Below are 20,103 nucleotides of genomic sequence, written 5' to 3' on the forward strand. Positions count from 1 at the left end.
TTATCAATCCTCAATATTTAGGAGTAACTGCACTTTCTGAGCTAATCTTATAAATACATCCGGAGAATTAGCTTTTAATACATCATCATTTAAATTATTTAGTGCTTGCAAGTGGGTCACAGGCTTCCCTCTTGTCAGGAAGAAATAACTATACCAGATCATTAATTCCTTTTGCTCTTTAGTATAAGTTTGCCCATCTCCACCGTTTTTCTTTAAGGCCCTCTTAACATCACTTTCAATTCTTTCTTGGTAAGCTAAAGTTTGCTTTTCCGCTTCATTTAATTCATGAATTCGCTTTTGCTTCTGGTCCTTATCTATTTGAATTACTGGTCCTTCATTTGTTTCTAAAGTCTCTAAATAAGCATCTAGAAATCTTTCTAACATTAAGAAATCGATATCTAATGGGGATGAGAAGTACACATTATATTTTTCAAGCATTGTTGTCCAGGAATCGATAACATCATCACTCCATTGATGCATCTTTTCAAAATCTTCATCAGACAATATTCCTCCGCCTTTAAGAGCTAAAATTTCACTACTATTAACACCATTCTTAATAAGTTGCTTAATAGCATATTTAACTCTTCCCATACCACCTCCTTCTCTTTCTCTATCTAAATCTAATAATGTAATATTGGGTATTTTTAATTGATTTAAAAGTTTCCAAAAATGATTTACATGTCGACCGCCTAAAGGAACTACAGATATACCAACTGTGTCTAAGTGATCCATATATAAACTAAGGAATTTTGGTATTAAAATTTCCTCACTATCGCCTTCTCCTAATACAACTAATGATGAAAAATACAATTCTGGATAAGCTTTAATCGCTTCTTTAACATATTTATAGGATTCATCCTGTTTGTCAGGTAAAGTAATTTCCTTTGCAATAGTTGTCCCATTTTCAACTCTTAAATGACGTATTTCTGTAGGATCAATACGTTTAATAATAGATGGGCTATGAGAAGTTAACATTACTTGAGAATTATTTCTACTACGTATATTATTTAATTTTTTTATAACCTTACCTAAAAGATGTGGACTCACATGATTTTCTGGCTCTTCAACTAATATAAGCGTTAATGCCGGTGGATCAATATTTAATATTCGTTCATCTTCAGCAACTCTAGTCTTTATTTCCATTATTGCTTCTTTTTCTAATTCTAATAGAGAGTCTATTAACGTTAAATAAAATAGAGATTTTAATCCATCACCTAGTTCATCTACCTTAAATGCTTTTTCTGTATGTGTCGGAGTAAATTCTACTTCTAACTTTTTTAATATATTTTCCAAATCACTACTACCAAACTTTATATTAGCTATATTGTATCTATGATCATTATGATAATTTTTCCATTGAGTAGAAATTATATCTTTTACTCTTGATACTCCAGATTGATTTGCTACTTCCTCATCTAGTTCGCGGATTTTAGCATTTATATTTTCTTTATCAGAGTCTTTCCAATTTATTTGGGTTAGAATTCTCCATAATATCGTCCCAGTAGCATTTTTCAATTGTTCAGATGGATTTCTAACTGCTGGAATATAAATAACTTGTATCTTATCTCTATCATGAGCTGAAATTGGTTTAAGTCCGTCTTCCCCTCTATTCACAACATAATGGAACTTATAATCGATTATTCCTTCGGGAGAACTTCCTTTTTCATAACTCGCATCTAAACGTATAACAATATATGGATTTCCACCGGGTTGTTCTACTCTAAAGCTTTCAAAATATTGAGCAATTCCATAATCATCCTCTTCTGCCCCTTCACCATCCTCATCAAAAAATTCAAAGTGAGCTTCTATGTAAAATTTATTTTCCATAATTTCTTCTGAAGTTTTATCTAAAGGAATATGAAAATCAGATTTAGTTATTTTAGAGTTTCCAAACATCTTTTGCAGCGCACTCAATACAGTAGTTTTTCCTGAACTGTTATGACCTATAAAGGCTGTTAAATCTGAAATATGAATTATTGTGTCAGTTGGTCCAAAACTGCGGTAATTATTTAATACTAGTTTAGTTAATTTCATACAAATCCCTTTCTCTTTACATTTTATTGATTTCAATTAAGGCATGGCTCCTATTTCAATTGTAAAATACAGAAGTTGCAGGAATTGATCTATTCCCATTTTTCCCCTTATTCCACTTCGACTTCTAAATCCCATGTATCAGCAGCAAACCCTGCATAGATGTAGAATTTTTTACAAGTCATATATACTTTCCGTACTAAAATTCGCTTCTAATTAATAACCGTTTGGTAGTTGCTTAGCGCTACGCATACCTAGATTTTTCTACAGAAATTAATTGTATTTAAAAGTTCCTGGTAGTAGGTAAAATTACGTTGTAAATGAACATAATTCTATGTGCTAATACTTCTTTCCAAACCTTCACCTTAATAGTCTCATCACCTATAAATAATAAGCGCGGCGTGCTACCCATGACATCATTATCTTTAACATCTGCAAGGTCAAAATTAGGCCGAGCAGAAATTAATTTTTCAAATAGCTTTTCTGTTCTTTAAATTATTGCTTGCTCGTTCGTTCCAATAGCTATACTTAACTAAATCTTTGTTCAATTCAAAATTGCTTTTACTATAGTTTTTTCTTTGTTGAAAAAGATTCGTTCGGCAGCTCTGAATTATATCCACTCAATGTTAAATTTCCGATTACATAAAGATATTTGGCATGACGCTCACAATGAAATTATCTAAAGTAGATATAATTTCAGTAATTACCTATTTTTTTAATTTAGTTAATCTAATTTGTCTAAATTCAAAGTAACCTTCTATGTACCTTCCCCCAATGCCTCTTAACCTGTTTCTTAATCAGGCTCTTCACTGGCAGCTGACACATTTTCTTATGTGCTTTATATGCATAGGTAACAAAATTTCCTCGCTTTTTATATTCAAATCCAAGATGCGTATATAAATCATACAAAGACCTTTTTGATCCTGACCGTCCTGTAGCATATTCGATACGTTTTACTGTTTTGGCTTTGCGATATGCTCTGGTGTAATAATTGAAAAGGCTTTTTTCCTTAATTGAATCATCTGTCCATCGGTCACAAACCCTAAGTAATCTAATTTAGATGGCTGTAATTGCTCATCTAGTATATTGTTACCATTCCATAATCGTATTTCTGTTTTTTCAGGTTGCACATCTAAACCATCACTTTTATATTTATCAATGATTCCAATTAATTTATTTAGGATTGTTGCGAATTCACCTTTATTTTGATTTTCAATAGGAATAATTACAATCAAGTCATCACAATACCGTCTATACATTGAATTAGCGGACTTTTTCTTGCACCACTCGCTTATTTCTTTATCAAAATCAATTAAATGCACATTAGAGCAAACTGCGCTCATACTTGATCCTTGTGGAATGCCATAAGAATCTGAGTTAGGGTTTGGTTTTAAATAATCCTTTTTAAATTCCCTAAATTCATTTGAAGTCATAATTCGATTAATTTCATATGTCTTGATTTTTTTATTTAATGTTCTTCCATACTTCGCTTCTAAAAACTTATCAATTTCTTCTCTATTTACATAAGTAAATTATGTAAGGTTCTTAAACACTTGATACCAATCTCGTTTTAAGATTTCTACACCAAAACCCTTCTTATATTCTGCTTCAATGTTTTATATGAAATATTATCAAAATACTTAGTAAAATCACTAGAGATGACAACTGCATTTTCTAATTTAAATAGATGATTGAATACCTCAAACGCAAAATCAATATTATTTTTACCTAGTTTATTATTACGATATGCTATTACACTATCATCAATATGATTGTCAGCTGCATATCTTTTATAAGCATTGTTTAATAAGTCTCCGTAATATTTATAAATGTAGCCATCCTTATGAGCAGCATAAAAAATTTTACGTTTTTAGGTTTCCCTCGTTCTTTTCTTTTAGTTACTTGCCCCGATCATCAATTTCTTTAACCGTCACAAACCGTTTAAAATTCATTTCAAAATGTATAAATGGTAAAAAAGCATATGAAGCAACCCAATCCTCATTCAAAAGATTAGCTTTCATATGCCCTATATGTATTCGTTCATCAAAATGCAAATATCCTTTAGTCTTGTACTTCTTCCATTCAATAATAGAAGAGCTAGAGAGGTTATGTAATTGATGTAGTCTATTACCCTGGTTCATAACCGGAAAACCTCCTAGCCTAATTTGGGGTCATCTATCAAAGACAGATGCTCTGCTGACCACACGCTCCGTATAAAACGGCTTTGTTACTCTTAAAACACTACACTATAATTACCTTATGGAGATATTTACAATGTTGCTAAGTTTGTCTAGCTATTCAGAAGTCCAGCTTGTGCTGTTCTTAATAGAAATCACTAGGTTGCTTGTTGAGGTTCTAAATATTTATAACCTTGACAAGCGTGAAACTTAACACTCCTGCATCTATTTACACAGGACTTTTTAATTATACCATTATATAACATAAAAATAAAATTTAGTAACCAAATAAGGACTATAGATCCTTCTCAATCAACAGTCTCCTAAAATTAGAAAAACAGACTTTTTCAAATTCATCGACTTCTTTACTTAAAGAAGTATAAAAATTAGGAATGTCTTTTGGATAAATAGGTTTTCGATTAATTCGAGCAAACGGTCCATCCGTTTCAAAAAGCATTTGTCTAAGTGGAATATGAGCAATTATATTTAATCCATTTTTAGTCATTAACATTTTCGGATTTATAGAAAAATAGTACCCCTTTTCAACAGCTTGCTTCAAAACACTAATCTTCCCCGTATACCAATGAAAAATAGCATGTTTAACTTCATTTTCAAGCAAAATATCCAGCACTTCTCTCTCTGCACCTTTACTATGGATAGTATATATTCGACCTTTATTAAAACTCGGACTAGTGACGTAACGAAAAGCCTCTATTTGAATACTTTTTTCTCTATCGCTTATTCCAGAAAAAAAATCTAGTCCTACCTCACCAACATATCTCGTAGTAGCAATATATTTTTCAAAAAGCTTTTTATTTAACACGTACTCATTTGAAACTTGTGGATGATACCCTAAACAAAGTCTAATATATTTAAAGTTTGAAAATGTAGACAGATGCTTCTCATATAACTCAGGCAAATTGGTTACAAACATTGTGTAAATTTTATTCTTTTCATACTCTAAGGCCAAATCATACGGATTAGGATAAAAATCAATATGCACGTGCGTATCGATGTAAGTCATACTTTTCCATATACCTTTCAAATTCTTTAGCAAACGTATTTAGCATGCCATTCGTTTTAACTAAATAATCTGCCTCATCATAATACCTTGGCTTAATATTTAACTCACCAAATATCTCATTGTTTCTTATGAGTTCCACATATTTTTGAAAGTATTGCATATTAGAAATAAATTCATAATAATATAAATCCGGTTCAAAATTCTTAGCGTCATAATCAAAGTAATACGAACAATCAAATTGTTCATTGTCATAAGCAGCCATTGAAATTTTTCTCAAAATACAAGGAATACATACTCCACATTGTCCTTCATGTACTTTAAGAACATCTGATCTCCCCGCTCCGCAAGTGAACGAATCTTGAATTACATTTTTAAATTCTAAATCCATTTCATTTATTGACTCACCTTTAGTTTTATATATAAACGGATGATTTACTTGTATATTGATATTTAACTCCGATAATAGATTATTATATTCGAATATCGTTTTAGGATGAGTCGTCTTTGTTGTAAATCTACCATAAAGGTTTGGATTTAATGTTAATACTCCATTTTCATAAAGGTTAACCTGATCAGATTGATTATAATATGCCTTAGCTACCGCTAAAGAAAAATAGAGTAATGAACGGGTTGCTTGTGTATAGTGTTGTTTCTTATCAACTGGTTTTTCTATCAAAATTATATCCGGCGTAGGATTCAATTTTTCCTTGTAAAAATTAGCTAAGAGCCTTTGTTTAGTTGCTTCTTCACGTTTATTTAAAAATCCAATATAATCACTAGAAATTTCATTTTTGAAATTATAATACGCCCCAGTTAAAGAATCTAATCCTCCTGAAAATAAACTAACAATTCGTTTATTAGGACTGTCTAATGACAATTTAAGCTGTGTTTCTTTTTTTTCCATTAAATCTTCATTAAACAGTCTAAAAGAAATTTGATAGTCTTCATCAGAAACCCATTTTAATAAATGTTTAATTTTGTCAGTTAAATCCCGCCAAACTTCCACTTGAAAAACTGGAATTTCAATAACTAGCTTTGTTTTCCTAGCTGTTACAGATACATCAGCACAATAAATTGCCCCCATTACGGTAATTAAATCAACAATAGTTTTATCATTGCTATTAGAATATTCGATTTCAAAATCCGGCATCAATTGAAGGTGTAAGTTTTCATTTACTAAACTCTTCATTAGAACTCACCAAATGACACATTTCCAGCAGCTTCAACAACTGATTTTAGTACTTGTTTGAATTCCAGTTCTTTTGCTATATATTGTTCGATTTTACGTTGCGTTTCATTATCTATAATTTGATTTGAGACATTATTAACCATTAAGCCGATGTCTTCGTAATTTAGTTCATCATAAACTTCTTTCAATGTATCATGTAACTCACCTATCAGTATTTGCTTAATTACATTAAATAATAATTTTTTAATAAAACTGTTTAAATCCAAATCCTCATTTTTTAAACAGTCTGTCATTGTAATTTTAAAGCTTCTTTCCAAAAGAGCTTTATTTACAAATAAATTATCCTCACTATCTATTAAATCTAATATATGGTTTACAAAGTGTTCAATGGTAATTGGGTCATTTTTTATTTCTTCCTTTGAAACCCCATTAAATCCCCCAGTACTTAATACATCAAATTGATTAAAAATAATACCTATGCATTTATTCAATGTAGGCTCTTCTAAAAATTCAGAATTAATTCTTTTCAAAGTAAGAATTTTCTTTGTTACATCAGGAGTTTTATCGTTAATTTTCTCGACAGGTACATCATGAAGCATCTCCTTGATTGCTTTATTAAGCTTTCTTTTTGAAGTTCCCATAAACACTCACCTTTTCTATATGATAAAAAACGATATTTTTCTAAACATAATTGAACCAAATATTTTTACTTAACTTCAACCTCTACACCCCACGCATCAGCATCAAATCCGGCATCAATAAATAATTTCTTACATGTCGTGTAGATACTTTTCGCACTGAAATTTGCTTCTACAAAATGTCCATTCGGTAGTTGCTTGGCGCTTCGCATTTCCGTATTCTTTTCTACTGAAATTAGCAGCGATCTTGTTTGCAACAATTCCTGATAGTAATTTGGCTTGTATTTATAAATAAACATAACAGTATGTTCTAGCACCTCCCGCCAAACCTTAACCTTAATCGTTTCATCACCAATAAATAATAAACGTGGCGAGCTTCCGGTTACATCATTGCCTTTGACGCTATCCAATCCAAAATAAGGCCATGCTAAAATGAAGCTTTCATATAATTTTTCCGCTCGATTATTAATTGCTTGTTCATCCCAAGCACTGTAATTAACAAGGTCTTTATTTAACTCAAAATTGCTCTTGCCGTAATATTTTTTCTTCGTTTCAAATGGTTCGTTGGATAGCTCTGAATTGTAACCAGTTAGAGTTAAATTTCCGATAACATGTAAATACTTTTCATGAACATCTTCGAAATTAGCACCTAATTCTTTTTTCCAAGCCTCAGTTAATGTCTGTGGCATGATATGTTCGAGAGTCGCCTTAGATAAATCTACTTTTTCCTTATGACCATAAGTTTCTTCAAGTACACTTAAAATAAACTTACATTTTTCTCGCTTATCTCCACCTCCATATAGCGGCGAATGTTTTAGTTCATGAAGTACTTCTGTATCCTTTGGGTAACCTCTCACTTGTAAAAATGCTTTTAATTCTTGAATAGAATCCGCTTCACTATATGGTTTTAACTGATTGTATAAAGAACCAAACATTTTATTTAATGGTTTTGATTCGATATTGCAAACATATCGTCTAACAATAAAATTATTAATAATCGATAAAATTTCAATGAATTGTTCCAAATTGTATTTCTTTACATCAAAATCACGATAAACATACAATAAAAATGGAAATGCAGTACGTGCTTCAAACTGTTGAATTCGCTTTAAATAATATTGGATTTTTTCATTAGATTCTTTTTCTGGATGTAGTAATTTATCATAATATGTTGCAAATACAGCCAACTCTTTCAAATAATCAATGACATTTGCTTTATCTGCTTGCTGCTTTAATTTCACATAAACATCTTTCTTTTTAACATTTAAATTTACGCCCATTAAAAAATGTCTGATGAACTCCGTTAAGGAATCTCCTAAATTTGTTTGCATCGGCAACCAATAGCCTTTATACATTTCTTCTTGCTCTGATGTTTCAATACGCATAAATAAGTAGTTTCTTATTAAATCTGCTTCTGTTAAAGGTTGTCCTTTTGCATTTAAGCTTTCAAATACTAAATAAGGGTTATCATCTGGAGACAATACAATACTAACTAATGAAAGATTATGTAAAACCCCATTCTTCAACTGCTCTACATCAATCGTTGAATCATCGAGTTTATTTTTGAAATAGTTATAACCTTTAACAAGCCCACTATTCTGATCTACAGCTGTAACTTCATTTTTTATAATTCTTTTAAATACGTCTTTATCGACTTGTGTTGGTAGTAATTTAAAGTATTCTTCGCCCTTTTTAAAGCGATTCACAAGCATCGTTTCATTAATTTCAGCAGCTAATTCGGATAAGCCCTCTTCCTCTGCTTTGTCACGAATAACACTTAATAGGACAAGTAATGTCGTTAATCGTTGTTGGCCATCAATAACTACAAATTGTTGGACGCCCGTAGGATTTGCATTTACGGGTATAGATACGATTGATCCGATAAAGTGATTTTCATATTGCTGCTCCTCATCAACTAACTCCATTAAATCTTCCCATAAAGTTAACCATTGCTTTTGATCCCAGCTATATGTACGTTGAAACATTGGTATTATATATTGTTTCGAACCTTCAATTATTTCTTGTAAATTTGTTTCATTTGCTTTCACTTAAATCACTCCAAATTTATAGTGTGGGCTAAAATAACCCTGCCTAAAACGAACCTTTTTCAATAATTATATTTTACCATATTTTTCACTTAATTATACAGAAAACAGAAGATGAATAATTACACCTTCTGTTTTGAAATTCTTATATTAAACTTAAAATATACTCGGCCGTAGAACTCAATAAATTTTTAAAGTCCCCATTTTTATATTCATATACATTATCATTTTTATCTACAACAATTAATATCCCATCAATCCCCAAATCTTGAATGACAATAAATGAATCTAATACACCCTTTGCTAAATCACGTTCTTTTAATGTTGTTTCCACAACATTTGAATATCCCTCTACTCCTAAACCGAATATTTCATCTGAACCAATATCAACACTACCAAATGCAGATAAAATTTCTCGATATGTTTTAGGAAAAGTCATTCCTAATTTTTGTTCAGTATCACTAATTTCTTGATCACTTACACCGTTATAAATATCTGCATGACTTTGTTTAATTTCTTCAATAAATGTCATTATTCATTCCCTCTTTCTGCAAGAAGTTGTTCCGCTCTATCTTTCCAATGCTGCTCACGTTCTTTTTTAAATTCATTACGATCAATTTCAGACTCTACTTTTTTGTCATGCAGGATACCATCTTGAACCGGACCTCTATGCTCTTGCGTAGTTAATTCAGCTAGTGATGCATCACTTTTTTGATCGATATGATGCAGTTCTAACGGCTCACCTTCCACTAATGGCGGTCTGTCTTTCTGCATCCTTTCAAGATTAGTTAACCCTTTGTTATCGACAGCATCTTAATCAATATCTGGCTTTACTAAACAAGGATGGTCATTTCCTTTCTTCTAAATTAGCATTTTTGTAAATCTCTTTTTCTTCATTAGAAACATCATTTAAGCTATCTTCTAAAGAACGATATTCTTTAAGTGGAGACTCTAAAGATTCTGTATATAGAGGTTTATCTAAATCGTCTAGCAACTCTTTACCAGCTGTAGTAACCCATTTTTCTTGAACAGGTACCTCAATAAATTTAATTACCTCATTCATCGAATTTTCCCTCCCCTTATAGCTTGAATCCAGCTTTTATAAACATCAAAATGTTTAGAACCTTCATTTGCTGTAGATTTTAGTACGCATTGTGCAACAGCAAGCTTCATTTCTGAATTCAACCCTATTGTATTTTTAGTAATATGCTCAATTAATTTAGTATTAATTGACTCGACTTCTATATTGGCTTCAAGTAATTGTTTTATCTGATTTCTCTCAATTAACAGCTCGCTAACTACTTCGTAAGCCCGAATTAAAAAAATAAGCGCACCTGATGGCACGCACGACAAATGGCCAGCTTTCTGATGTTTTTTTCAGAAAGCTGGCTTTTTATATAGCACACGCAGCTTGAATTGATTTCACCCAAGACATGTAATCTTGTAGTAATTCTGGTTGTTGATGTATGGGTAAGTTGGGTAAATCCATAAACAGCTTCACGAGATACTTATAGAAATCTATGCCATTTGCTTTTGCTGTTTCAGCTAAACTCAAACAGATTGCGTTGGCTTTGGCACCCGCTTCACTAACAGAGAAAAGCCAATTTTTTCGTCCAATCACGGTTGGACGAATCGCATTTTTTGCTGGGTTATTATCGATTTCAATTTGCCCATTATACAAAAATGCTTTCAATTCTTTTCTTCTGTTCAACGTATACTCAGTTGCTATAGCTAATGCATTTTTCCCAAAGAACGGTGACTTTTCGAGCCAGCCAAAAAACTTCCGAAGTATCCTTCTTGCATAGCGCCACCTCATTTTTTGCCGTTGCTTCGGTGATAGTCCTCTGAACTTTTGTTCTAATGCATAAAGCTTATTACAGTAGACCAAGCCAATACGCCCGTTCTTACTTTCAACTTTCCCCCAATAACGTCGAACGTGTGCCCAACAGTTGGCAAATGTAATATTAGGTAACTTATCATAGGCGGAATAACCGTCGCAAACAACGGTGCCTTTAAAGCCAGTCAAATAATTCTCTAGTACCGTTCGACTTCTCGTTAATGCATGTTCAAATAGAATAATCACCGGTCCTTCCGGGGGAAGTAGTAGTAATTGCTGTTTTATAAGAGTTGGATCCATCCCGAGCGATGGCATAGATAGGTGGTTGTTTTTCTAGCCAATTTACGACAGTAGATGTATCACGCCCTTTTAATAAAGCAATCGGTTGATTTGTACGTAAATCACAAATAATCGTGCCGTAAGAATCTCCTTTTCGAAAGGCAAAGTCATCAATCGCAAGGAAAGGGAGAAGTTTGTTCGGGCATAGGCGTTTGATAAATCAAACGGGGTAGTGTGTCATGACTAACTGATAAACTTAGCTTCTTACTCAGCTTGGCAGCTTGGACACAATTCGATCGAAAAGCGAGTTCGCGTAGGCATTCGTTTACCCGCACAGTATTACGCTGATAGGCTGGCGCAGCGTTGATTGTTTTCGTAAAAATGGTCGTGCTGCACGTAGCAGTCGGGCAAAACCATTTATTCAAACGAATATGCAAATAGACTTCTTTCCCCGAAATCGGTAAATCGCGAATTTTCCTTTTTGTGCTACTATGTCTACGCGTACTGACTTCTTGACATTTAGTACAACAAGCAGATTGGGATCTTGAATGGAAATAGAAATGCATATGAGTAGCTGTCGTATCTTGCCCAATTAATTCAAACCGCGAGTCGATGGGAAGCAGATGCTCGAATATATTCATGGGGTACACGTCCTTTTTAGATCCTATACCCGGATAGTGATGTATGTACTCATTCACTGACTATGCGTAAGAACCACTATTGGGTTGCGATATACAATTACGGGCTTACATTTTTTAAAGTTATTTTTCATTAGAAGCTTAATTTACATTTTGACTCCCAAATTGAATGCCACAGCACAAAATCGGCTAAAACGCAAAAAGACCAAAACCCTTATATACCAAGGGTTTCGGTCTTTTTTGAAATCATTTGATTCCTCTGTATGGAGACGGCGGGAGTCGAACCCGCGTCCAGAAGCTCCAATACGCCGGCTTCTACGCGTGTAGTTTGTCTATTTGCGGTTCGCGTGGCATTATGCCGACAGACAGGCGTCCTGCACGCTAGCTTGGGAATCTCTTGTCGGTGACTCAAGCGGCACCACCAGACCGTATCCCACTGAAAGTTGAGCCCTACGTAGTCCACATGGGCGATGGACAGGCAGAGCGCCTACGAGCTTACGCTGCGAAAGCTAAGTTTTGTTGTTTGCCAGTTATTATATAACTTCCGTTGATGACGGAGCCGAGACCTCCGACGCGCGACCAGAGCTTGAACCACCCCTGTCGAATCCGTAACGCCCCCGAATAATTATTCGGTTTGTAAACCGTGTACGGACAGCTTTGCAATTGGTTGCAGGCTGTAAAATGAGCAACGTATGAGTAGTTGCCCGCTGGCATTGTAGTCCTATTATAAGACAAAGATAGTCAAACAGCAAGCGATAGCGTTGATTTTTTGCTGCCTAATTTTACATCTAGATGCAGCGTTTTCTTTCCGGCTAAAACTTTCATCAAACTCCCCCGCCATTCTCACTGTTTCCCCTCCACTTTCAAAAACCAGCCCTCACACGCTCCCCAAACAAATCCCTTAAAAAACACCAATGCCAGCACGACTGGTTCCGCGCAATCCCTTAGCGCTGACGGTCCTTGAAGACGCGTTCCATTTCGCGCTTTGCTTCTTTTTTACGGAGGTCGTCGCGTTTGTCGTGGTCTTTTTTCCCTTTGCCTAGACCGATTAGCAGTTTGGCGTAGCCGTCTTTAATGTACATTTTTAGTGGTACGATTGTGTAGCCGTCGCGTTTGACTGCGCCTACTAGCTGGTTAATTTGTCTTTTGTGCAATAGTAGCTTGCGGTTGCGTAGTGGGTCGTGGTTGAAGCGGTTGCCTTGGTCGAATGGGCTGATATGCATGTTGTATACCCATGCTTCGCCGCCCCTTACGCGGATATGTGAATCCTTTAGCTGGACTTTGCCTGCACGGATTGATTTGATTTCTGTGCCTGTTAGGACAAGACCTGCTTCGTATGTTTCTTCAATAAAATAATCATGTCCTGCTTTTTTGTTTTGGGCTAGGACTTTGCCTGTTCCTTTTGCCATTTGTTACACCTCACAGCGAGCTACTCGAATAAGCAGCTCCTTCTCATCTCAAGTTGTGCTAGCCGGCATTGTGAGCGCGGCTAGCGGTCCCCTTTATTATCTTTTCTTTTTCTTTTTGCCTTTTTTGGCGATGCCCTCGTAGAATTTTGGTTTGTCCTTTGTTTTGCCGTCTTTACGGCGACCGCGCGGGTCACGCTCATCTGTTTTCCCTTTTCTGCGACTTGGACGTTCGTCGCTACGCTTTCTGTTGTCGCGTCGTTCTGAGCGTTCGCCACGTTTCTTTTCGCTGCGCCCTGCATGGATAACCTTTGGTACAACTTTGCGTGAGCGTCCACCATAGGATGTCACCATGCCAACAACTTCAAAGTCGATGGAGGATTCTTCGATGACTACGTTTGCCACACGCACTGTTATTTCATCACCAATATGGAAGCCACGCCCTGTGCGCTCACCGATTAATACCATATGGCGGTCATCGAAACGGTAATAATCATCGGTCATATTGCTAATATGGACAAGTCCCTCTACCGTATTTGGTAGCTCCACAAACATGCCGAAGTTTGTTAACGATGATACCATACCAACAAATTCCTCACCAATTTTATCAGACATAAATTGTGCCTTTTTCAGCGAGTCGGTGTCGCGCTCTGCCTCAACAGCACGGCGCTCACGCTCTGACGTATGGTCAGCAATTTCATCCATTGCCTGCTGCCATTTCAATATCGTTTCCTTCGATGTATCGCCATTAATTAAGTATGTGCGAATTAAGCGATGCACAATTAAATCTGGGTAGCGGCGAATCGGCGATGTGAAGTGCGTATAATAATCTGTCGATAAGCCGAAATGCCCTAGCGATTCTGGATAATATTTTGCCTGCTGTAACGAGCGCAATAGCATCGTTGAAATAACAGGCTCCTCAGGCATACCTTCAATTGAGCGAATAATTTCCTGTAATGCCTTCGGATGTACTGAATTACCTGTTCCTTTAACAACTAACCCAAAATTCGTTACAAACTCGAAGAAGCGCTGTAATTTTTCAGGCTTAGGGTCCTCATGTATACGATAAAGGAAAGGTAACTCCATCCAGTGGAAATGCTCTGCAATCGTTTCGTTTGCCGCAAGCATAAATTCCTCGATTAAGCGCTCCGCCACTGTGCGCTCACGTAACACAATATCAGTTGGCCAGCCTTCCTCGTCCACTAGCACCTTTGACTCCTTGAAATCAAAGTCGATAGCTCCGCGCCCCATGCGTTTTCTGCGTAAAATCGATGCAAGCTCCGCCATTTGCTGGAACATCGGCACAAGCTGCTCATAGCGTGTCACTACTTCTGGATGCTCATCTGGCTCCTCTAATATTTTATAAACGTCAGAATAAGTCATACGCTCGGTCGTGTTAATTACACTCTGGAAAATTTCATGTTGCACAACTTGACCGCTACCATCAATAATCATTTCACAAGATAGCGTTAAGCGGTCTACTTGTGGGTTAAGCGAGCAAATGCCATTTGATAGACGGTGCGGAATCATCGGGATAACACGGTCTGTTAAATAAACAGAGGTCGCACGGTCATATGCCTCTTGGTCTAAAAGTGAGCCCTCTGTTACATAATGACTGACATCGGCAATGTGTACGCCTAGCTTGTATGTGCCGTCCGCATTTTTCGTTACCGTTACGGCATCATCTAAATCCTTCGCATCCGCTCCATCAATCGTTACAATTGTTTCATTGCGCAGGTCGCGACGTCCAATTAAATCCTGCTCCGCCACTTCGTCAGGTACTTGTCCTGCTGCATCTACTACTTCGCGTGGAAATTCAGGTGGAATATCATATTTATAAAGAATTGATAAAATATCGACACCTGGGTCGTTTTTATGGCCTAATATTTTCGTAATCATGCCTGAAGCTGATTTGATTTCATCTGGCCATGATGTTACTTCCACCACGACTTTATGTCCATCTACTGCGCCGAGTGTATCCTCTTTTGCAACATAAATGTCCATATTTAATTTTTTATCGTCAGGTATGACGAAGCCAAAGCCACGGTTCGCTTGGTATGTGCCGACAAAAGTCGTTTTGCTACGCTCAACAATTTTAGTTACCGTTCCTTCACGGCGGTCTCCCGCTGATTCATTTAACACACGAACTAATACGGTATCGCCATTTAACGCGCCATTAATTTCATATGGCGGGATAAAAATATCATCCATGCCTTCTTCCTCTGGCGTTACAAAGCCGAAACCTTTTGCATGTCCGATAAAGCGACCGCGTAATAAATTCATGCGCTCAGGTAAACCGTAGCGATTGGAGCGCGAGCGCACTATATAGCCCTGTGCTTCCATTTTGACTAAAGTTTTTACAAGCTCTTTAAATTCATCTGCTTCAATCATTTCAAAGGTGTCTTCAATTTCTGAAACAGTCATTGGCTTGTACTCAGGCTTTTTCATCAGCTCTAGCAAGCGCTGTTGTAAATCATTATTTTGCGTCATCATTGTCCCTCCCTACTAACAAACATCTCTATTTCCATTATTCAACATGCCAATCAAGTGATTGTAAAAAGGCGTACACATCCTCATGCAGTTGCTCCTTTTCTTTATCTAGCGTAATGACATGTCCTGAATTGTCATACCATTTAATCGATTTCTTTAAGGATTCCACACCTTCGTAAATCATATTCGCGGAATCTGGATTAATTACGTCATCTTTTGTTGCTTGCACGACGAAAATCGGTGCATAAATCATATCAATTTCGCGGTACACATCGTCAACGAGCCCTTGCAAATCCTTTAAAGACGGCATGCCCTGATGACGAATTGCTTGCAATTCTATTTCGATTTGCTCGTCAGCTTTTCCTTCATATTTTTTATATTGTTTTGCATAGTCTAGCACACCATCAAACATAATATCTAATGTGCGCATCGTCATCGGTGAACACATTGTCACGATACCTTTTACTGGGAAGTTCATCGCCAGCTTTAATGAAAAAACACCTCCAAGGGATAGTCCCGCAACCGCTATTTCTTCATAGCCCTGTTCCTTTAAAAATTGATAGCCGTCCTGCACATCCTGCCACCACTGCTTTGGATTCGAAACGAGTAGCTCCTCTGGTGGCACACCATGCCCTCTATAATGTGGCGCATGAGAAGTGTAGCCTCTTTTTTCTAAAAAGCGCCCAAGCATGCGTACATCAGCGGAAGTACCAGTAAAGCCATGTAATAGCAATACAGCTCGCTTCCCTGCTTGAAAGAAAAATGGTTTTGGCTGTGTTAATTTCATTTGTCTTACCTCCATACTTTTCAACAATTACCCGTCTATTTTACATTATAAAGTAAAACAACCAATGATGGCGAAAAATCGAGTTTTTCTTTTATTGTTTACAGTTTTTTTGATTCTATTGGCGATTTCTCATATTTTATTGACGCTTGCCCTATTCAATCGGCTTTTCAATTGCTCAAATGAAATAAAAAAACTGCCTCATAAGCTTTCACACTTATAGGGCAGTTTTGTCTTATACTAATTAAATTTTTGTAATCGCTAATGCTAAAAGAAAGAAAATTACAGCTAAAACGATTGTTGTGCGATGTAAAATTAAATCCATCCCACGCGCTTTTTGTTTGCCGAAAAGTTGCTCTGCTCCACCAGAGATGGCCCCTGATAAACCTGCACTTTTACCTGATTGTAATAATACAGCAGCAATTAAAGCAATCGAAACGATAATAAGTAAAGTTAATAATAACGTATGCATACGTCCACCTCCTGCATCCCAAACATTGCAACAAACTACATTATACCAAATGCTTCACTGTATGACAATGTGAAATATTTTAACAGGCGTGTTGATTTCCGTTGCGGGGGACGCTTTCCTCGGGGGGCGGCTTCAACTAATTTATTTCGGCATTCGCCGAAATAAATGGATTTTCAGCTCGGGGCCAACACGATGTTGGTCATGGAGGCGTTGCCACAGGACGTGGCGACCTTAGCCTCCCTACACTTTTGTCCCGATGGAGTCGCCCCCTCCACTCCAATCAACGAGCGTATGCCTATGAAAAAAGCATTTCCCCTATAAAATACGCTAATTAATATACATTATTTACATAATCAACACACCTGATATTTTAACCTACTTGCATCTATGTTTTTTATCTACTAGGATAATGATAAGATTGGAGGTCCTAATCGTGCAAAAAATTTTAATTATAGAGGATGAGCCGCAAATTGCACGAGTTCTGCAACTGGAGCTTGAATTTGAAGGCTACGTAACGAAAGCCGCTTATACAGGAACTGAAGGATTAATTGCGTATCGCGAGGAGCATTGGGATTTAGTGCTACTTGATGTCATGCTACCAGAGATGAATGGCTTCGAAGTGTTACAACGCATTCGTAAAAAGGACATTACACCTGTAATTTTATTAACAGCAAAAGGGCTTGTACAAGATAAAGTGACGGGTCTTGATTTAGGTGCGAATGATTATGTGACAAAGCCCTTTGATTTCGAGGAACTACTCGCTCGTATTCGGGCAGCGTTAAGGGTATCTCCTATGGCACAAATGCAGCAGGATGAGCTATGCTTTGCGGATTTGTCGCTGAATGAACAAACGCGAGAAGTGGTACGTGCAGGACAAGCGATTCATTTAACACCGCGCGAATACGATTTATTAGTACATTTTTTGAAGCATCCCCAGCACGTACAAAGTAGAGAGCAAATTTTAAATGCCGTATGGGGCTATGAATATTATGGTGATACAAATGTTGTTGATGTCTATGTTCGATATTTGCGGCAAAAAATCGATGCAACTGGTACATCGCTTATACATACTGTACGCGGTATAGGCTATGTATTGAAGGTAGTAAATGATGAAGCTTAAAACGAAAATTAATTTATTTTCGACATTGCTGACGCTACTTATTATGGCAACGAGCTTTACTAGTATTTTTCTTGTTTACAAGCAGTTCGCCTTTCAAACGGAATATACACAGCTACAAAATCGTGCTGATGAATTAATGAGTACGATTAGTAAAGTGGATACAAGCATAGATATTAGCTCCTTTCTACGTGCTTATATCCCATCTAATGGTGCTTTGCGCATTGTCGATGAAAATGACAAGCAGCTTATTTATATGCAGGCAACGACAACAGTGGAGCGCATCCCTTTCACATTAGAAAAGGGCGCTGATTATACCATTTCCTCTTGGAAAGATACGCCTGTTATTTCGATGAACTACCCTCTACTTTGGCCAACCGGAGAGATTGTTACACTAGAATTGGTTGAACCATTATACGGTATTGCGCAAAATATCGCGTTGTTAAAATGGATTTTAATTGCGATGGCACTTATCGCCATTGTACCTATTTATTTAGCAAGCTCTGTCTTAGCGGGAGTGATTGCCAAGCCTATTCAGCAGCTAACGACAACGATGCAACAAAATATTAAGACAAATCGCTATGAGCAGCTACCTTTAAAGGAAAATAAAAAAGATGAGATTGCTGAAATGACGACTACCTATAATGCCTTGATGCATCGTTTAGAGGACAACTATATGAAGCAGCAACAATTTGTTGGCAATGCCTCACATGAGCTGAAAACACCGCTAACTGTTATCGAAAGCTACGCAAAGCTGTTACAACGTCGTGGCTTTCAAAATGAGCAAGTTGCTTATGAGGCTTTAACTGCGATTACAAAGGAAACTGCGAATATGCAGGATATGATTACACAAATGCTACAGCTTGCCTCTGTCAATGAAACTATCGAGATTAATTTAGCTACTACACATATAGAGCCACTGTTACAGGAAATCACAGCGACGATGCAGCAGGCTTATGCACGTGAAGTTCGCATACAGGGACAGAACTTTATATTGACAACAGATGCAGTAAAATTAAAACAGCTTCTCTTTATTTTCGTTGATAATGCCCGAAAATATAGTGAGCAGCCAATAATCATTACGATGAAGCCTACAAAGCAAATAATTATTCAAGATGAGGGTCAAGGCATCCCCAAAAAAGATTTGCCACATTTATTCGAACGCTTTTATCGTGTTGATAAAGCACGTAGTCGCAAAACTGGTGGTACGGGGCTCGGCTTAGCAATTGCCAAAGAGCTTGCAGATTTACTCAATCTTGATATAGAAGTTAACAGTACAGTTGGTGTTGGTACAACTATTACAATTTCAGCTAAGGAAGTGATAATACGTGAATAAGAAAATGATTATAATACTGATTGCTACATGTATCATTAGTTACGTATTATTTACTCGGTTAAATAGTGTTAACCAAAAGCAACCGTTAAGTGAGGCGGATGTGCAGGCTCATATCGACAAGCTTTATGCGGGTGAAGTGAAATCAATTGTCATGCAGGAGGATATTGCAGTTGTTTCCTTTGCAACACAAGAGGGCATCTATCAGGTGAATATTAACTTAGAAAATAGTCGTCCTTCCAATTTAGCAATAGTACATCAATTTGTAGGACAAACTGATGATAAAGAGGTTGCCCAAGAGAATTTAGCAGAGGAAGAAAGCGCGTCAAAACCTTCGGAGCAGCAAACGGCAAAGCCTGAGCAAAATAATAATCAGAATAAAAACTACCTAATTTCCGAGCAGCAGGCTATCCAAATTGCCTTAAAGGAACAGGCTGGTGTCGTAGATAATGTTGATTTTAAAAAGACCGATGATGGGGGCATATATGAAATCGATATTGAGCATGGTGATTATGAAACGACATTTATTATTCATGCAATTACAGGAAAAATTCTATCTGTAGAGTTTGATGATTAAATTCTCATGAAATTCTAATCTTTCTCTAATAGTCATCTCATTTTCACTTTTTATAATTAAGCTATA

The 20,103-nt window shown here is 36.4% G+C and carries 20 protein-coding genes, 1 other RNA gene and 2 pseudogenes; 3 read left to right on the forward strand and 20 right to left on the reverse strand.

Annotated features, from left to right (window positions below):
• Positions 1–3: 3 nt before the first annotated feature.
• From C9J36_RS11720 to secG, 20 genes and pseudogenes are all read right to left on the reverse strand, one after another.
• A complete protein-coding gene (locus C9J36_RS11720) occupies positions 4–2,070 on the reverse strand; it encodes an ATP-dependent nuclease (RefSeq protein ID WP_235616062.1) in 2,067 nt (688 codons plus the stop codon).
• A 525-nt stretch (positions 2,071–2,595) separates the two neighbouring features.
• Positions 2,596–2,685, reverse strand: a pseudogene (locus tag C9J36_RS17710) (hypothetical protein); the annotation flags it as partial.
• Between the two features lie 299 nt (positions 2,686–2,984).
• Positions 2,985–3,464, reverse strand: coding sequence for a reverse transcriptase domain-containing protein (locus tag C9J36_RS11730; protein WP_107943250.1), 480 nt, complete (start codon positions 3,462–3,464; stop codon positions 2,985–2,987).
• Between the two features lie 465 nt (positions 3,465–3,929).
• Positions 3,930–4,172 carry a hypothetical protein gene (locus tag C9J36_RS11735; RefSeq protein ID WP_107943251.1) on the reverse strand — a complete coding sequence of 81 codons (243 nt, stop codon included), beginning with the start codon at positions 4,170–4,172 and terminating at the stop codon, positions 3,930–3,932.
• Between the two features lie 331 nt (positions 4,173–4,503).
• Complete coding sequence (locus C9J36_RS11740) at positions 4,504–5,232, reverse strand: TatD family hydrolase (protein ID WP_107943252.1); 729 nt, start codon at positions 5,230–5,232, stop codon at positions 4,504–4,506.
• Positions 5,201–6,421, reverse strand: a complete 1,221-nt coding sequence (locus C9J36_RS11745; RefSeq protein WP_107943253.1) for an adenine nucleotide alpha hydrolase family protein — start codon at positions 6,419–6,421, stop codon at positions 5,201–5,203. The genes C9J36_RS11740 and C9J36_RS11745 overlap by 32 nt, the downstream gene beginning before the upstream one ends.
• On the reverse strand, positions 6,421–7,062 hold the full coding sequence (locus C9J36_RS11750; RefSeq protein ID WP_107943254.1) for a hypothetical protein: 642 nt from the start codon (positions 7,060–7,062) through the stop codon (positions 6,421–6,423). The genes C9J36_RS11745 and C9J36_RS11750 overlap by 1 nt, the downstream gene beginning before the upstream one ends.
• A gap of 65 nt (positions 7,063–7,127) precedes the next feature.
• Entirely contained in the window at positions 7,128–9,107 is a 1,980-nt protein-coding gene (locus C9J36_RS11755; RefSeq protein WP_107943255.1) for a DUF262 domain-containing protein, read from the reverse strand.
• A gap of 142 nt (positions 9,108–9,249) precedes the next feature.
• A complete protein-coding gene (locus tag C9J36_RS11760) occupies positions 9,250–9,636 on the reverse strand; it encodes an SMI1/KNR4 family protein (protein WP_107943256.1) in 387 nt (128 codons plus the stop codon).
• Positions 9,636–9,881, reverse strand: a pseudogene (locus tag C9J36_RS11765) (HNH/ENDO VII family nuclease); the annotation flags it as partial. The gene C9J36_RS11760 and the pseudogene C9J36_RS11765, both read right to left, overlap by 1 nt.
• Positions 9,882–9,951: 70 nt before the next feature.
• Positions 9,952–10,167, reverse strand: a complete 216-nt coding sequence (locus tag C9J36_RS11770; protein ID WP_107943258.1) for a hypothetical protein — start codon at positions 10,165–10,167, stop codon at positions 9,952–9,954.
• Complete coding sequence (locus tag C9J36_RS11775) at positions 10,164–10,457, reverse strand: hypothetical protein (protein WP_107943259.1); 294 nt, start codon at positions 10,455–10,457, stop codon at positions 10,164–10,166. The genes C9J36_RS11770 and C9J36_RS11775 overlap by 4 nt, the downstream gene beginning before the upstream one ends.
• A gap of 40 nt (positions 10,458–10,497) precedes the next feature.
• Entirely contained in the window at positions 10,498–11,187 is a 690-nt protein-coding gene (gene tnpC / locus C9J36_RS11780; protein WP_161956416.1) for an IS66 family transposase, read from the reverse strand.
• Positions 11,171–11,437: a transposase gene (locus C9J36_RS17715; RefSeq protein ID WP_107943329.1), complete on the reverse strand. Its 267-nt coding sequence runs from the start codon at positions 11,435–11,437 to the stop codon at positions 11,171–11,173. The genes tnpC and C9J36_RS17715 overlap by 17 nt, the downstream gene beginning before the upstream one ends.
• Positions 11,391–11,861: a transposase family protein gene (locus C9J36_RS17720; RefSeq protein WP_107943261.1), complete on the reverse strand. Its 471-nt coding sequence runs from the start codon at positions 11,859–11,861 to the stop codon at positions 11,391–11,393. Before C9J36_RS17720 ends, C9J36_RS17715 begins: the two co-directional genes overlap by 47 nt.
• Positions 11,862–12,119: 258 nt before the next feature.
• Positions 12,120–12,477: a transfer-messenger RNA gene (ssrA, locus tag C9J36_RS11795) on the reverse strand.
• A 325-nt stretch (positions 12,478–12,802) separates the two neighbouring features.
• Positions 12,803–13,267, reverse strand: a complete 465-nt coding sequence (smpB, locus tag C9J36_RS11800) for an SsrA-binding protein SmpB (protein WP_066167037.1) — start codon at positions 13,265–13,267, stop codon at positions 12,803–12,805.
• Between the two features lie 96 nt (positions 13,268–13,363).
• Positions 13,364–15,754, reverse strand: coding sequence for a ribonuclease R (gene rnr / locus C9J36_RS11805; protein WP_107943262.1), 2,391 nt, complete (start codon positions 15,752–15,754; stop codon positions 13,364–13,366).
• A 37-nt stretch (positions 15,755–15,791) separates the two neighbouring features.
• Positions 15,792–16,541 carry an alpha/beta hydrolase gene (locus C9J36_RS11810; RefSeq protein ID WP_107943263.1) on the reverse strand — a complete coding sequence of 250 codons (750 nt, stop codon included), beginning with the start codon at positions 16,539–16,541 and terminating at the stop codon, positions 15,792–15,794.
• Between the two features lie 241 nt (positions 16,542–16,782).
• Positions 16,783–17,010: a preprotein translocase subunit SecG gene (secG, locus tag C9J36_RS11815; protein ID WP_066167045.1), complete on the reverse strand. Its 228-nt coding sequence runs from the start codon at positions 17,008–17,010 to the stop codon at positions 16,783–16,785.
• Between the two features lie 430 nt (positions 17,011–17,440).
• Between secG and C9J36_RS11820 the strand changes: the two genes are divergently transcribed.
• Genes C9J36_RS11820 through C9J36_RS11830 form a run of 3 tightly spaced genes read left to right on the forward strand, consistent with a single transcriptional unit; the run spans position 17,441 to position 20,037 of the window.
• Positions 17,441–18,130 (forward strand): response regulator transcription factor, encoded by a 690-nt coding sequence (locus C9J36_RS11820; RefSeq protein ID WP_283234861.1) that lies wholly within the window; start codon positions 17,441–17,443, stop codon positions 18,128–18,130.
• Positions 18,117–19,463: a sensor histidine kinase gene (locus tag C9J36_RS11825; protein ID WP_235616063.1), complete on the forward strand. Its 1,347-nt coding sequence runs from the start codon at positions 18,117–18,119 to the stop codon at positions 19,461–19,463. The genes C9J36_RS11820 and C9J36_RS11825 overlap by 14 nt, the downstream gene beginning before the upstream one ends.
• The gene (locus C9J36_RS11830; RefSeq protein WP_107943265.1) at positions 19,456–20,037 is read left to right on the forward strand and encodes a PepSY domain-containing protein; all 582 of its coding nucleotides are present in this window, start codon (positions 19,456–19,458) and stop codon (positions 20,035–20,037) included. The genes C9J36_RS11825 and C9J36_RS11830 overlap by 8 nt, the downstream gene beginning before the upstream one ends.
• The last annotated feature ends 66 nt before the right edge of the window (positions 20,038–20,103 follow it).

Source organism: Metasolibacillus fluoroglycofenilyticus (genome assembly GCF_003049645.1).
Lineage (GTDB): Bacteria > Bacillota > Bacilli > Bacillales_A > Planococcaceae > Metasolibacillus > Metasolibacillus fluoroglycofenilyticus.

Excerpts from the sequence above, each read along its gene's own strand:
- C9J36_RS11730 (WP_107943250.1), bottom strand. The coding sequence starts at position 3,464 with ATGACTTCAAATGAATTTAGGGAATTTAAAAAGGATTATTTAAAACCA.
- C9J36_RS11735 (WP_107943251.1), bottom strand. The coding sequence starts at position 4,172 with ATGAACCAGGGTAATAGACTACATCAATTACATAACCTCTCTAGCTCT.
- C9J36_RS11740 (WP_107943252.1), bottom strand. The coding sequence starts at position 5,232 with ATGACTTACATCGATACGCACGTGCATATTGATTTTTATCCTAATCCG.
- C9J36_RS11745 (WP_107943253.1), bottom strand. The coding sequence starts at position 6,421 with ATGAAGAGTTTAGTAAATGAAAACTTACACCTTCAATTGATGCCGGAT.
- C9J36_RS11750 (WP_107943254.1), bottom strand. The coding sequence starts at position 7,062 with ATGGGAACTTCAAAAAGAAAGCTTAATAAAGCAATCAAGGAGATGCTT.
- C9J36_RS11760 (WP_107943256.1), bottom strand. The coding sequence starts at position 9,636 with ATGACATTTATTGAAGAAATTAAACAAAGTCATGCAGATATTTATAAC.
- C9J36_RS11770 (WP_107943258.1), bottom strand. The coding sequence starts at position 10,167 with ATGAATGAGGTAATTAAATTTATTGAGGTACCTGTTCAAGAAAAATGG.
- C9J36_RS17720 (WP_107943261.1), bottom strand. The coding sequence starts at position 11,861 with ATGAATATATTCGAGCATCTGCTTCCCATCGACTCGCGGTTTGAATTA.
- smpB (WP_066167037.1), bottom strand. The coding sequence starts at position 13,267 with ATGGCAAAAGGAACAGGCAAAGTCCTAGCCCAAAACAAAAAAGCAGGA.
- rnr (WP_107943262.1), bottom strand. The coding sequence starts at position 15,754 with ATGACGCAAAATAATGATTTACAACAGCGCTTGCTAGAGCTGATGAAA.
- C9J36_RS11810 (WP_107943263.1), bottom strand. The coding sequence starts at position 16,541 with ATGAAATTAACACAGCCAAAACCATTTTTCTTTCAAGCAGGGAAGCGA.
- secG (WP_066167045.1), bottom strand. The coding sequence starts at position 17,010 with ATGCATACGTTATTATTAACTTTACTTATTATCGTTTCGATTGCTTTA.
- C9J36_RS11825 (WP_235616063.1), top strand. The coding sequence starts at position 18,117 with ATGATGAAGCTTAAAACGAAAATTAATTTATTTTCGACATTGCTGACG.